This is a genomic window from Sinomicrobium weinanense, from assembly GCF_018863395.1.
In the GTDB taxonomy this organism is placed as follows: domain Bacteria; phylum Bacteroidota; class Bacteroidia; order Flavobacteriales; family Flavobacteriaceae; genus Sinomicrobium; species Sinomicrobium weinanense.
Map to the genome: position 1 here is coordinate 769,702 of NZ_JAHKRR010000002.1, position 13,614 is coordinate 783,315.

Annotated in this window: 14 protein-coding genes and 4 tRNA genes; 1 reads left to right on the top strand and 17 read right to left on the bottom strand. The window is 44.6% G+C overall.

Annotated elements, in window-relative coordinates:
- Positions 1 to 20: 20 nt before the first annotated feature.
- From rpoB to KN811_RS08840, 11 genes are all read right to left on the bottom strand, one after another.
- The gene (gene rpoB / locus KN811_RS08790; protein WP_216334783.1) at positions 21 to 3,830 is read right to left on the bottom strand and encodes a DNA-directed RNA polymerase subunit beta; all 3,810 of its coding nucleotides are present in this window, start codon (positions 3,828 to 3,830) and stop codon (positions 21 to 23) included.
- Between the two features lie 230 nt (positions 3,831 to 4,060).
- Positions 4,061 to 4,438, bottom strand: a complete 378-nt coding sequence (gene rplL / locus KN811_RS08795; RefSeq protein WP_187965634.1) for a 50S ribosomal protein L7/L12 — start codon at positions 4,436 to 4,438, stop codon at positions 4,061 to 4,063.
- Between the two features lie 48 nt (positions 4,439 to 4,486).
- Entirely contained in the window at positions 4,487 to 5,005 is a 519-nt protein-coding gene (gene rplJ, locus KN811_RS08800; RefSeq protein ID WP_187965635.1) for a 50S ribosomal protein L10, read from the bottom strand.
- Between the two features lie 26 nt (positions 5,006 to 5,031).
- A complete protein-coding gene (gene rplA, locus KN811_RS08805; protein ID WP_187965636.1) occupies positions 5,032 to 5,721 on the bottom strand; it encodes a 50S ribosomal protein L1 in 690 nt (229 codons plus the stop codon).
- Positions 5,722 to 5,740: 19 nt separating this feature from the next.
- Positions 5,741 to 6,178 (bottom strand): 50S ribosomal protein L11, encoded by a 438-nt coding sequence (gene rplK, locus KN811_RS08810; protein WP_187965637.1) that lies wholly within the window; start codon positions 6,176 to 6,178, stop codon positions 5,741 to 5,743.
- 72 nt (positions 6,179 to 6,250) lie between these two features.
- On the bottom strand, positions 6,251 to 6,802 hold the full coding sequence (gene nusG / locus KN811_RS08815; RefSeq protein WP_187965638.1) for a transcription termination/antitermination protein NusG: 552 nt from the start codon (positions 6,800 to 6,802) through the stop codon (positions 6,251 to 6,253).
- 10 nt (positions 6,803 to 6,812) lie between these two features.
- Positions 6,813 to 7,004, bottom strand: coding sequence for a preprotein translocase subunit SecE (gene secE, locus KN811_RS08820; RefSeq protein ID WP_247716437.1), 192 nt, complete (start codon positions 7,002 to 7,004; stop codon positions 6,813 to 6,815).
- Between the two features lie 15 nt (positions 7,005 to 7,019).
- Positions 7,020 to 7,090, bottom strand: a tRNA-Trp gene (locus KN811_RS08825).
- Positions 7,091 to 7,163: 73 nt separating this feature from the next.
- Positions 7,164 to 8,351, bottom strand: coding sequence for an elongation factor Tu (tuf, locus tag KN811_RS08830; protein WP_187965640.1), 1,188 nt, complete (start codon positions 8,349 to 8,351; stop codon positions 7,164 to 7,166).
- A 55-nt stretch (positions 8,352 to 8,406) separates the two neighbouring features.
- Positions 8,407 to 8,478, bottom strand: a tRNA-Thr gene (locus tag KN811_RS08835).
- 186 nt (positions 8,479 to 8,664) lie between these two features.
- Positions 8,665 to 8,737, bottom strand: a tRNA-Gly gene (locus KN811_RS08840).
- Positions 8,738 to 8,838: 101 nt separating this feature from the next.
- Between KN811_RS08840 and KN811_RS08845 the strand changes: the two genes are divergently transcribed.
- Positions 8,839 to 9,027, top strand: coding sequence for a hypothetical protein (locus KN811_RS08845; RefSeq protein ID WP_187965641.1), 189 nt, complete (start codon positions 8,839 to 8,841; stop codon positions 9,025 to 9,027).
- Between the two features lie 82 nt (positions 9,028 to 9,109).
- Here KN811_RS08845 and KN811_RS08850 read toward each other — a convergent pair.
- The 6 genes from KN811_RS08850 to KN811_RS08875 all read right to left on the bottom strand — a co-directional run bounded on the left by KN811_RS08850 (position 9,110) and on the right by KN811_RS08875 (position 13,611).
- Positions 9,110 to 9,192 (bottom strand) — tRNA-Tyr (locus KN811_RS08850).
- 127 nt (positions 9,193 to 9,319) lie between these two features.
- Positions 9,320 to 9,622 carry a ribosome hibernation-promoting factor, HPF/YfiA family gene (gene hpf, locus KN811_RS08855; RefSeq protein ID WP_187965642.1) on the bottom strand — a complete coding sequence of 101 codons (303 nt, stop codon included), beginning with the start codon at positions 9,620 to 9,622 and terminating at the stop codon, positions 9,320 to 9,322.
- A 192-nt stretch (positions 9,623 to 9,814) separates the two neighbouring features.
- Entirely contained in the window at positions 9,815 to 10,705 is an 891-nt protein-coding gene (locus tag KN811_RS08860; protein WP_187965643.1) for a tyrosine-type recombinase/integrase, read from the bottom strand.
- A gap of 260 nt (positions 10,706 to 10,965) precedes the next feature.
- Positions 10,966 to 11,160 (bottom strand): 30S ribosomal protein S21, encoded by a 195-nt coding sequence (gene rpsU, locus KN811_RS08865; protein ID WP_187965644.1) that lies wholly within the window; start codon positions 11,158 to 11,160, stop codon positions 10,966 to 10,968.
- Positions 11,161 to 11,311: 151 nt separating this feature from the next.
- Complete coding sequence (locus KN811_RS08870) at positions 11,312 to 12,451, bottom strand: acyl-CoA dehydrogenase family protein (RefSeq protein ID WP_187965683.1); 1,140 nt, start codon at positions 12,449 to 12,451, stop codon at positions 11,312 to 11,314.
- 293 nt (positions 12,452 to 12,744) lie between these two features.
- On the bottom strand, positions 12,745 to 13,611 hold the full coding sequence (locus tag KN811_RS08875; RefSeq protein ID WP_187965645.1) for a ComEA family DNA-binding protein: 867 nt from the start codon (positions 13,609 to 13,611) through the stop codon (positions 12,745 to 12,747).
- Between the last annotated feature and the right edge of the window lie 3 nt (positions 13,612 to 13,614).

The window sequence follows — 13,614 nt, forward strand, 5'->3', positions numbered from 1 at the left end:
GCCGGTCTCCGTGATATCAATTATTCCTCCAGCCTGATGTCGAGTCCCAGGCCTTTGAGTTCGTGCATCAATACATTGAAGGATTCGGGCAGTCCGGGTTCCGGCATGGCCTCTCCTTTTACGATAGATTCGTAAGTCTTGGCCCTTCCGATCACATCGTCAGACTTCACGGTGAGGATCTCCCTCAGTGTGCTGGATGCTCCGTAGGCTTCCAGAGCCCATACTTCCATCTCTCCGAAACGTTGTCCTCCAAACTGTGCTTTACCACCGAGCGGTTGCTGTGTGATCAGCGAGTAAGGTCCGATAGAACGGGCGTGCATCTTATCGTCGATCATGTGGCCGAGTTTTATCATGTAGATAACTCCTACGGTCGCAGCCTGGTCAAAACGTTCTCCTGTGCCTCCGTCATAGAGGTGGGTATGTCCGAATCTCGGCACCCCGGCTTCGTCAGTATATTTGTTGATCTCATCCAGCGAAGCTCCGTCGAAAATAGGCGTTGCAAACTTCTTACCGAGTTTTTTACCTGCCCATCCGAGTACGGTTTCGTAGATCTGGCCAATGTTCATACGCGAAGGTACCCCCAGTGGGTTGAGCACGATGTCTACCGGTGTACCGTCTTCGAGGAAAGGCATATCTTCCTGGCGAACGATACGGGCCACAATACCTTTGTTACCGTGGCGACCGGCCATCTTGTCTCCCACTTTCAGTTTACGTTTCTTAGCGATGTAGATCTTGGCCAGTTTCATAATACCGGCAGGAAGTTCATCTCCTACGGAAATGGTAAACTTGTCTCTTCGCAATGCTCCCTGAAGGTCATTCAGTTTGATCTTGTAATTGTGCAGCAGATCGGCGATCAGTGCATTGGTATGATCGTCTGTCGTCCAGGTTCCGCCTACGAGGTGAGCAAAATCGTCCACCCCGTTGAGCATTTTCAGGGTGTATTTCTTCCCTTTCGGCAATACTTCCTCGCCGAGGTCGTTCAATACCCCTTGTGATGTTTTTCCGTTTACGAGGGTAAACAGTTTTTCCACCAGTACACTCTTCAGGTCCTCGAACTTGGTGTTGTATTCCAACTCGAGTTTGGCGATATCCTCTTTATCTTTTGCTCTTTTGCGTTTATCTTTAAGCGCTCTGGCAAACAGTTTTTTGTCAATAACCACACCTCTCAGTGAAGGAGAAGCCTTGAGAGAAGCATCTTTTACGTCCCCGGCCTTATCTCCGAAGATAGCTCTTAACAGCTTTTCTTCCGGTGTCGGGTCTGATTCTCCCTTAGGTGTGATCTTACCGATAAGGATGTCACCGGGTTTTACTTCGGCACCGATCCTTATCATTCCCTGTTCATCGAGATCTTTTGTAGCTTCTTCGGAAACGTTCGGGATGTCGTTGGTAAGCTCTTCCGCTCCGAGTTTGGTATCCCTTACTTCGAGAGAGTACTCGTCGATATGGATAGAGGTAAAGATATCTTCCCTTACCACTTTTTCGGAGATCACTATCGCATCCTCAAAGTTATATCCTTTCCAGGGCATGAAGGCCACCTGCATGTTCCTTCCAAGGGCAAGTTCGCCCTGTTGGGTGGCGTATCCTTCACAAAGTACCTGCCCTTTGGCAACCCTGTCCCCCTTTTTAACGATAGGTTTCAGGTTTATGGAAGTCCCCTGGTTTGTTTTTCTGAACTTGATGAGTTCGTAAGTCTTGGAATCATTGTCAAAACTTACCAGTCTATCTTCTTCTGTTCTGTCGTATTTAATGGTGATCTTCTGGGCATCTACATATTCTACCTCACCATCGCCTTCGGCATTGATCAGCACCCTGGAATCAGAGGCTACTCTTCTTTCCAGTCCGGTACCTACCACCGGTGCTTCGGGCCTTAAAATAGGAACAGCCTGGCGCATCATGTTAGATCCCATGAGGGCACGGTTCGCATCATCGTGTTCCAGGAACGGGATTAGCGATGCGGATATAGACGCGATCTGATTGGGCGCTACGTCGGTGTAGTGCACCTGGGCCGGGTCTACTACCGGGAAATCGCCTTCTTCACGTGCAATAACCTTGTCTTTTAGTATAGTGCCATCCTCGTCCAGGGGGATATTCGCTTGTGCGATGAGTTTTTCTTCTTCTTCTTCCGCACTCAAATACCCGTATTCGGAAACATCTACTTTTCCGTTCTCTACTTTGCGGTAAGGGGTTTCAATGAAGCCCATGTTATTTACCTTCGCGAAAACGCTCAGCGAGGAGATCAGACCGATATTCGGCCCTTCGGGTGTTTCGATGGGGCAAAGGCGTCCGTAGTGTGTATAGTGAACATCACGAACCTCGAATCCTGCTCTCTCCCTGGAAAGTCCGCCCGGTCCGAGTGCAGACAAACGTCTTTTGTGTGTAATTTCGGCCAACGGGTTGGTCTGGTCCATAAACTGGGACAACTGATTGGTACCGAAGAAAGAATTGATCACTGAAGACAGGGTCTTGGCATTGATAAGGTCTATCGGGGTAAACACCTCGTTGTCCCTTACGTTCATCCGTTCGCGAATGGTCCTTGCCATACGGGCCAGACCTACGCCGAACTGTGCAGACAATTGTTCTCCAACTGTTCTCACACGCCTGTTAGACAGGTGATCGATATCATCCACCTCGGCCTTGGCGCTTATCAGCTCTATCAGGTATTTAATGATAGTGATGATATCTTCCTTGGTGAGGATCTGTTTCTCCATATCGATATTGAGACCCAGCTTCTTGTTCATCCTGTACCGTCCCACTTCACCGAGATTGTATCGCTGATCGGAGAAGAACAGTTTGTCTATGATACCACGTGCGGTCTCCTCATCGGGCGGTTCCGCGTTACGCAGTTGTCTGTATATATGCTCTACCGCCTCTTTTTCGGAGTTGGTAGGGTCTTTTTGCAGTGTATTGTGAATTATCGCGTAGTCTGCAGTCTGGCTGTCTTCCTTGTGCAGGAGGATGGTTTTTACATCTGCATCGATAATCTCTTCTATATGGTCTTTTTCGAGTACGGTGTCCCTGTCGAGCACGATCTCGTTACGCTCGATAGAAACTACTTCGCCGGTATCTTCATCTACGAAATCCTCGTGCCATGTGTTCAGCACCCTTGCGGCGAGCTTTCTGCCCAGTACTTTTTTGAGCCCGGTCTTAGACACTTTCACTTCCTCGGCCAGGTCGAATATTTCGAGGATATCTTTATCCCTTTCAAAACCTATGGCCCGGAACAGGGTAGTCACCGGTAATTTTTTCTTTCTGTCGATGTACGCGTACATCACGCTGTTGATATCGGTGGCAAATTCTATCCAGGACCCTTTGAACGGGATTACCCTGGCAGAATAAAGTTTGGTTCCGTTGGCGTGGAAAGATTGTCCAAAGAATACTCCGGGGGAACGGTGCAACTGCGAAACTACAACTCTTTCCGCTCCATTGATAACGAAGGTTCCACTCGGGGTCATATAAGGAATGGTGCCCAGGTAAACGTCCTGCACTATGGTCTCAAAGTCCTCGTGTTCCGGATCGGTACAATACAGTTTCAATCTGGCTTTCAAAGGAACACTATACGTTAACCCTCTTTCAATACATTCCTGAATGGTATACCTGGGAGGGTCCACAAAATAATCTAAAAACTCTAATACAAACTGATTGCGTGTATCAGTAATCGGGAAGTTTTCCATGAAGGTGTTGTACAACCCTTCACGTCCTCTTTCTTCAGATTTAGTTTCCAGCTGGAAGAAGTCCTGGAACGACTTGATCTGAATGTCCAAGAAATCCGGATAGTCCGGGGTGTTCTTGGCCGAGGCGAAACTTATTCTTTCAGTCTGATTTGTGAACATCAATGGACAAAATTTTGATTAAATAAAAGTAATATCAAGGCATATGGGATTCAAAGTTTCAGGTTGCAAGTTGCAGGTTTCGGTTATAGGTTGTTACTCAAATAAACCCGCAACCTGTAACTTAAAACCTGTAACCTTTAAAAACAGAATACACCTCATATGCAAAAGGGTTTAGGCCTAATTCGCGCAGGGCGAAAAGACCTAAACCAAGGCTTTAAAGCACGGCGAACTTATTTAAGCTCAACCTCTGCTCCGGCTTCTTCCAAAGAAGATTTGATTCCTTCTGCTTCGTCTTTAGCAATTCCTTCTTTAATCGCTTTAGGAGCGCTATCAACGATCTCTTTAGCTTCTTTAAGTCCGAGACCGGTAAGTTCTTTAACCAGCTTTACAACTGCCAGTTTAGATCCGCCTGCAGCTTTAAGGATTACGTCAAATTCAGACTTTTCTTCAGCAGCTTCTCCACCTCCGGCAGCAGCGCCACCAGCAACAGCTACTGCAGCAGCAGCAGGCTCAATGCCGTATTCTTCTTTCAGTATGTCAGCTAACTCGTTTACTTCTTTTACTGTTAAGTTAACCAATTGTTCTGCAAAATCTTTCAAATCTGCCATTTCTATCGTTTTTAGAATTTTAAAATATAATTGTTTTTAAGTGCGTACTTATTCCTTTTCTGATAAAGTCTTGAGGATACCTGCCAGTTTTCCGCCACCTGATTTAAGTCCGGAAATAACATTTTTAGCAGGCGATTGCAACAGTCCGATAATATCTCCGATAACTTCTTCTTTGGACTTGATGCTTACCAGCGCATCCAGTTGCTCATCTCCGATATAGATTGCCTCTTCGATAAATGCACCTTTCAGCAAGGGTTTTTCCGATTTTTTACGGAAATCCTTGATCAACTTGGCAGGCGCATTACCTGTTTCAGAAAACATCAGCGAAGTGTTGCCTTTTAAAGTAGAAGGCAATTCGCCAAAGTCTTTATCAGAAGCCTCCATTGCTTTGGCAAGCAATGTGTTTTTTACCACTGCAAGTTTTACATTAGCTTTAAAACACGCCCTACGCAAATTAGAGGTAGTTGCCGCATCCAAACCTGATATATCTGCGAGGTAGATATTGACATTATCCGCCAACTGTGCAGTTAAATCACTTATTACCGTTGCTTTTTCTTCTCTCGTCATGATTAAAAGAATTATTAACTACCAAATTAAACTGCCTTAGGGTCTACAGGTACACTGGGACTCATTGTGCTAGACAAATGAATACTCTTAATATAAGTACCTTTAGCTGCAGTTGGTTTTAATTTTATTAGAGTTTGAATCAGCTCATTCGCGTTTCCGGCGATCTTCTCCGGAGTGAATGAGGCCTTGGCTATCGCAGTATGTACGATTCCGGTCTTGTCTACCTTAAAGTCGATCTTACCGGCTTTTACTTCGCCTACGGCTTTAGCCACATCCATGGTTACCGTACCGGTCTTCGGGTTAGGCATCAGTCCGCGGGGTCCGAGAATACGTCCCAGGGGTCCGAGTTTACCCATAACGCTCGGCATGGTGATGATCACGTCAACGTCGGTCCAACCGTCTTTTATCTTTTGCAGATATTCGTCCAGGCCTACATAGTCCGCACCGGCTTCCTTGGCTTCGGCTTCCTTATCCGGAGTTACCAGCGCCAGAACCTTTACATCTTTACCTGTACCATGAGGAAGTGTTACCACGCCTCGTACCATTTGATTGGCTTTACGAGGGTCAACACCCAGCCTTACGGCGATATCAACCGATGCATCAAATTTTACATTGGTTATCTCCTTTATTAAAGCGGAAGCCTCATTTACCGAATACAGCTTATTCTTGTCTATTTTAGCTACAGCTTCTTTTTGCTTTTTCGTCAATTTTGCCATTTTCCTTGTCTTTTAAGATTTAAAAAGGCCTCTCACCTGTAACCGTTAATCCCATAGACCTCGCAGTACCAGCTACCATGCTCATGGCAGACTCTACGGTAAATGCATTGAGATCCTGCATCTTGTCTTCGGCAATAGCTTTTACCTGATCCCAGGTAATGCTTGCCACTTTTTTACGGTTAGGTTCTCCGGAACCACTTTTAATCTTAGCCGCTTCCTTCAATTGAACTGCCGCCGGCGGTGTCTTTACAATAAAGTCGAACGACTTATCTTTGTATACCGTGATAACAACAGGCAATACTTTGCCCGCTTTGTCCTGTGTACGCGCATTAAACTGCTTACAGAACTCCATGATGTTAACTCCGGCAGCACCTAAAGCGGGTCCAACCGGTGGCGACGGATTCGCAGCACCTCCCCTAACTTGTAGTTTAACTACTTTACTTACTTCTTTTGCCATTGTTCAGAATTTAATCTCGGAAGCGCCTCACTAAAGGAAGCAAAAGACACTCCTATTTATATATGTAACACTTTAAATCTTCTCTACCTGCATATAGCTGAGCTCGAGTGGAGTTTTACGACCGAATATCTTCACCATCACTTCCAGCTTACGCTTTTCTTCATTTACTTTTTCGACCGTACCGTTAAAGCCGTTAAAAGGACCATCTATTACTTTGACTGTCTCGCCCACGGAATAAGGTATAACCACATTGTCTGTCTTTACCGATAACTCGTCCACTTTTCCAAGCATACGGTTCACTTCAGACTTACGCAAAGGCACAGGATCTCCGCCCTTAACTTCACCGAGAAAGCCTATAACACCGGTAATCGACTTTATAATATGAGCTATTTCCCCTCCCAGGTTGGCCTTGACCATAACATATCCGGGAAAATAAACTCTTTCTTTATTTACTTTCTTTCCATTACGTATCTGGACTACCTTTTCGGTAGGCACGAGCACTTCATCCACATAATCGGAATATCCAAGGCGCGCTATCTCATTTTCAATATAAGATTTCACCTTGTTCTCCTGACCGCTCACCGCTCTTACCACATACCACTTTTTGACTAACGCTTCTGCCATTGCAATCTAGTTAACTAAAATTAGCGTAATACAGCTTAATAAGTTCACCGAAAACAGTATCTACTCCCCATATAGCCAAAGAAAACAACATAGAAAAAGTTGCCACCACAACCATCAGCCTTTGCCCTTCGGCCCAGCTTGGCCAGGTAACATTGTTTTTTAACTCTGTAAACGACTCTTTTATATAACCTATTATTGTCATCTTTTTTTCTCTTAGCACGGGTGGAGAGATTCGAACTCCCATCAACGGTTTTGGAGACCGCTATTCTACCCTTGAACTACACCCGTTGGTAAAGCCGGAAGGTCCTAAATCAAAAAAGGCATCTTCCGGCTTTGATTTTATAATTTTTCGACTGGAATATTAGTCGAGTATTTCAGTAACCTGACCGGCACCTACGGTTCTACCACCTTCACGGATAGCGAAACGCAGACCTACACTACAAGCTACAGGGTTGATCAGATCAACAGTGATCGTAAGGTTATCACCAGGCATCACCATCTCTACCCCTTCTGGCAGTGTAATAGTTCCTGTTACGTCAGTAGTTCTCAGGTAGAACTGAGGACGATAGTTGTTGTGGAACGGAGTGTGACGACCACCTTCTTCTTTTTTCAGAACGTATACCTCAGCCTTAAATTTAGTGTGAGGAGTCACAGAACCAGGCTTACAAATTACCATACCTCTTCTGATCTGAGTTTTTTCAATACCCCTCAGCAACAGACCTACGTTATCTCCGGCCTCACCTCTGTCGAGTATTTTACGGAACATCTCAACCCCAGTAATAGTAGAAGTCAATTTCTCCGCACCCATACCAATAATATCTACAGCATCTCCGGTCTTGGCAACTCCGGTCTCAATACGTCCGGTAGCCACAGTACCACGTCCTGTAATAGTAAACACATCTTCGATAGGCATAAGGAAGTCCTTATCCACATCCCTTTGAGGCAACTCGATCCAGCTATCTACAGCTTCCATAAGCTCTAAAACTGTATCTACCCACTTTTGCTCTCCATTAAGAGCCCCGAGAGCAGATCCCTGGATTACAGGCCCGTTATCTCCGTCGTACTCGTAAAAGCTCAACAGATCTCTAACTTCCATATCTACTAACTCCAACAACTCTTCATCATCTACCAAATCCACTTTGTTCAGGAACACTACAATTCTCGGCACACCTACCTGACGTCCAAGAAGGATGTGCTCACGAGTTTGCGGCATAGGACCATCCGTAGCAGCAACAACGAGGATAGCTCCATCCATCTGAGCAGCACCGGTAACCATGTTCTTTACATAGTCGGCGTGACCAGGACAGTCAACGTGCGCGTAGTGACGGTTAGCTGTTTGATATTCTACGTGAGATGTATTAATTGTAATACCTCTTTCTTTTTCTTCCGGAGCGTTATCAATCTGATCAAAGCTTCTTGCTTCAGAAAAACCGGCATCCGCCAAAACTTTAGTAATAGCAGCGGTTAAAGTTGTTTTACCGTGATCCACGTGTCCAATAGTACCAATATTCAAGTGCGGTTTGGAACGATCAAAAGTTTCCTTTGCCATGATGTAATAATTTAATCTTAGTTATATATTAGTGTTCAAATTTAAGTTCTCCGTGAGCCAACGACGGGATTTGAACCCGTGACCTCTTCCTTACCAAGGAAACGCTCTACCCCTGAGCTACGTCGGCATGATTTGATTCAATGCTCAAGGTTTAAAGTTCAAAGTTGGGCTTCAGAAGAAAACCCTGAACTTTAAATACCGAACACTTTTTGAGCGGGAGACGAGATTCCCTTCGGCTATACTCAGGGTAAATTTCTCACCTTGCTCTTTCCAAGCAAACAATTTACGAAACATAAACACGTTTACTTTCTTGAGCGGGAGACGAGGTTCGAACTCGCGACATTCAGCTTGGAAGGCTGACGCTCTACCAACTGAGCTACTCCCGCTTATTTAATTTTAGTTTCAAAATTCCATTTTTTTTCACAGAACAACAAATCACTTACAACCCGCAAGAACATCTCTTATACAGAACCCCAAACATCACTCTATGAAAGCCCTGAATTTTGATACCGGCTTTTTCAGGACACCAGGATTACCTCACTATCGCTCGGTGATCCGCAAGGGTGCCCCTTACTCAAAGTTTTCAAAACGCCGCCTTACAAAAACCTACCGGCTTTTTGATGTCAGCTTCTTCAGAACAACCAGGATTACCTCACTATCGCTCGGTGATCCGTAAGGGTGCCCCTTACTCAAAGTTTTCAAAACGCCGCCTTACAAAAACCTACCGGCTTTTGACGCCGGCTTATTTGAAAACTTTGTGGGGAGAGCAGGATTCGAACCTGCGAAGGTAAAAACCAACAGATTTACAGTCTGTCCTCGTTGGCCGCTTGAGTATCTCCCCGCTTTAACTGCCTTCCGGAGCCGGCCCACAAAGGCCTGAAAACAATAAAAAAAGCCCGTTATTTCTAACGGACTGCAAATGTATATATTTATTTTTTTATTCAAAACATTTTTTCTGAATTTTTTGTCTATATATACGCCCTGAGTTTCTCTTTCCGTTTTAACAACACCCTCTCTAACGAACCTGCCGCGGTATCTATCCCCTCTTCAAATGTCTTACACTGTTTTTTCACTATAAACTCATCACCTGGCACATGGACTTTTACTTCTACCATCTTGTTTTCTTTTGCACTGGTATTCTCCACTTTCAAATAAACATCGGAAGATACGATCCTGTCGTAATAATTGTCCAGCTTATCCATTCTTTTCTGAATGAAATCCACCAATTTTCCATCCGCATTAAAATTCACAGATTGCGTCTTAACTCTCATTGCATTAGGTATTAGATGAAACCACCCGTATTCCTATCCGTCCCTGCCGCCCTTACTGCTCCCCGATAGCTGACCTGTTCCGGACAAACTCACTTCGAAAAAAAACAGGGGACCGTATGAGCTTTGATCATCTGTACCGGATAAAATACAAGTGCTTTCTGGGTTAAACATTAATTCGTCCGGCTGCGGGAATTACTTCTTGTTCCTGGGGTGCGCTTCCCCATACACTTTCTTCAACTGCGCAATGCTGTTGTGCGTGTATACCTGTGTAGAAGCGAGACTGGAATGCCCTAATAGTTCCTTTACCGAATTCAGATCTGCGCCTTTATTAAGTATATGAGTCGCAAAGGTATGCCTTAAAATATGCGGACTCTTTTTCACCTTAAAAGACACCTCACTAAAATAACGATTTATTACCCGATAAACAAGTGTTTCGTAAATTTTATTCCCGTTTTTAACCAAAATTAAGATATCCCCGGATGCTATTGTAGCCACTTCCTTTCTTTTTTCCAGATAGGCCTTTATAACACCTCTTAAATGCCGAAGCAAAGGAACAACCCTCTCTTTATTGCGCTTTCCCAATATTTTAATGGTACCCGCAGAAAAATCGATATCCCCCACCTTCAGGTTCATAAGTTCACTCCTTCGCATCCCGGTAGCATAGAACAACTCTATAACACACTGATCCCGGAGCCCTTCAAAATCGTCTTTATAGGAAATGACACGGAGCACGGCCTGCATTTCTTCTTCAGAAAAAGGCACCTCTACTTTTTTTGGCGTTTTCAGGGACTTGTGTTTGGCAAGCGGGTTTACCTTGATATCTTTTATCCGGACAAGAAATTTGTAGTAAGCATTCAAAGAGGCTATCTTGCGGTTTACTGTGCGGTTCGAAAGCCCGTCATCCACCAGCTTCACTATCCAGTTCCGGATCAGGGGATAGGCAGCCTCACGAATACCCTCCACATCATACTCAGACAAGCAGAAATCTGTAAAAAACTCCAGGTCCCTCTTATAAGCTCTTACTGTATGCGCCGAATAGTTTTTCTCCAGGCGAAGATATTCCAGAAAAGCGGAAACAGACATAAACAAACCTTTAGACAAACAAAGTTACTAAACTTAAAATAAGGAATACAGAAAATGCCTTTCCCGACTTTTGACCGGGACAAGTACGATCCTTTTTTACTACGTTTAAATCCTACACGTTTTGCAACTCCGAACTCCAAAACTCCAAAACTTTTGGGGCCGAGCTTAGAAAAGTATAACACAAGAAAGGCTGTACCATAAAAAAACCTCCCGCATGTATAAATGCAGGAGGTTCTTATTTTATCCGAAACAGGAGAATACTAGATATCTTCCTGATCCCTCAAATGCTGAATGTATTGTGCTTTCTGGATTTGCGATCTTCTCTTCACAGAAGGTTTTGTGAATTGCTGACGGGAACGCAGTTGACGCATTGTCCCTGTACGATCGAACTTCCTTTTGAAACGCTTCAGCGCTCTGTCTATATTTTCGCCTTCTTTTATCGGTATTATTAACATGTCTTAACCACCCCCTTTCATTTAGGATTGCAAATGTACACCATTAATTTTAATATCTCCAAAATATTTTTATTTTTTACCAGGGGCATGCCTTACCCGAAACAAAGGCTCAACCCATAAAGACACACTATCGTGCACCTCAAACGTTTTGTTATTTCAGGATCTGCCTCGAAATAACCACTTTCTGTATCTCGGTTGTACCTTCTCCTATGGTACACAATTTGGAATCCCGGTAGAATTTTTCCACCGGAAAGTCCTTGATATAACCATACCCCCCGTGTATCTGTACAGCTTCGCTGGCTATCTTTACACAGGCCTCGGAAGCATACATCTTGGCCATAGCACTCACCTTGGTAATTTCACGGCCTGCATTCTTACCAAATGCCGCCTTGTGCAGTAACAGTTCCGACACCTCGATCTCGGTAGCCATATCCGCAAGTTTAAAGGATATTCCCTGGAACTCACAAATGGCTTTTCCGAATTGCTTTCTCTCTTTTGAATATTTCAATGCAGCTTCATAAGCTCCCTTGGCAGTTCCCAGAGACAGTGCCCCGATAGATATCCTTCCACCATCCAGGACTTTCATGGACTGTATAAACCCTTCTCCTACACTCCCCAGCCTGTTAGCATCGGGGATCCTGCAATTATCAAAAACCAGTTCGGCAGTTTCACTGGCACGCATCCCCAGCTTATCTTCTTTCTTACCACTGGAAAACCCGGGAGTCCCTCTCTCTACCGCAAAGGCCGTCATCCCACGGGAATCCCCCTTTTCCCCGGTCCTGACGATCACAACGGCAATATCTCCGCTCCTTCCATGGGTGATAAAGTTTTTAGCCCCATTAAGCACCCATTCACCTCCTTCTTTTACAGCTGTGGTATTCATACCTCCGGCATCAGACCCCGTATTGTGTTCGGTAAGCCCCCAGGCACCGATCCACTGTCCTGTGGCAAGTTTAGGCAGCCATTTCTGTTTTTGTTCTTCGTTAGCAAATTCGAGAATATGATTGGTGCAAAGCGAATTGTGCGCCGCTACGGAAAGACCTATGGAAGGGTCAACCCTCGATATTTCCTCAATGACCGCTATGTATTCGTGGTAGCCCAGCCCGGAACCTCCGTATTGCTCAGGAACCAAAACCCCCATAAACCCCAGTTCCCCGGCTTTTTTGAATAACTCTACGGGGAATGTCTGCTTTTCATCCCACTCCATGACGTGAGGCCTTATAAACTGTTCCGCAAATTCCCTCGCGGAGGCCTTGACCATTTTCTGGGTCTCAGAATAGTCAAAGTTCATAGTGGTGTTTATATCGATATCCATTTAACGTATTATTTAATTAAATATATGATAATCAAGTTTTAAAGAACAACAAAAATACGACGTTCAAATATATAAAACAAGCTGAAAACCCTAAAATAAAGATAAAAAAACAGGAGGCAGATTTCACAACCTCCTACACTTTTTTTCTATGGTATAACGACATAATCTGGCAGATATTTTCATACGGCCGGGTCATCCATTCCGAAAATCCGGATGGTCGTTACCGGCTTCCGTTTTTCTTTCCTTCATACGTATTTTACGCTATGCCATTATTCCGTGGTCAAATATAGTTTAATTCTACGAATTTTTCCCGGAGAGAAATTTTCAATTTTACGGAGTTCATCTAACGATTTTATCTTTCCCGCCCTACTCCGGTAGGCTATTATCTTCCTTGCCTCTTCGCGGTTCAGGTATGCCAGGGAGGCCAATTCTTTGAGTGAAATTGAATTGATGTCCAGTTTCTGTATCACGGGTGGTTCGATCACTTCGAAGCGCTGTAAAGCTCTTTTTACAACTGTTGAATCCAGGCCATACACTTCATAGAGTTGTTCGCTCAGCGAGTATCCGCCGAGCAGGTCCCGGTATTTTACAATACGGGCAGATAGCTTCTCCCCTATTCCCGGCACACTCCTGAAGTCAGCTTCGACCGCATGGTTCAGGTCCTCTTTTTTAACAGCACTCCCGGCTTCCCGCACATAATCATCTGTCCTTGCTCCTCCGGATTTTCCCGAAAAAACGGGAAACCGGAAATAAGGAGATATTTTGCGCAACAGCGAATCGGAAACACCGGTTACCTCACCAAATTCTGAGGTTGTATTTACAAATTTCCCCGCATTTCTGTACCGGTGCAACCTGTCAATTTCTTCTACGGTCATCCCCAGGACATATCCTTTATAGTCCGAAATATAATTGGGATTAAAGGGATATACGGTATCCTGACGACCACCTTCAACGGCTTTCAGTGAATCTATCTCTTTCTGAAACCCTTTCAGCACTTCATTTTTTCCGGTCTCCTCCGAAGGCCCTATAAAACCCAGGCCAAAATAAACGCCCTGCGCCAGTATAATGAGGAACAATAAAAAGAAAATCCCACTTCGCTCTCTTTTGTTGAAACGGAAGTGGGACAATATCTTCATCAC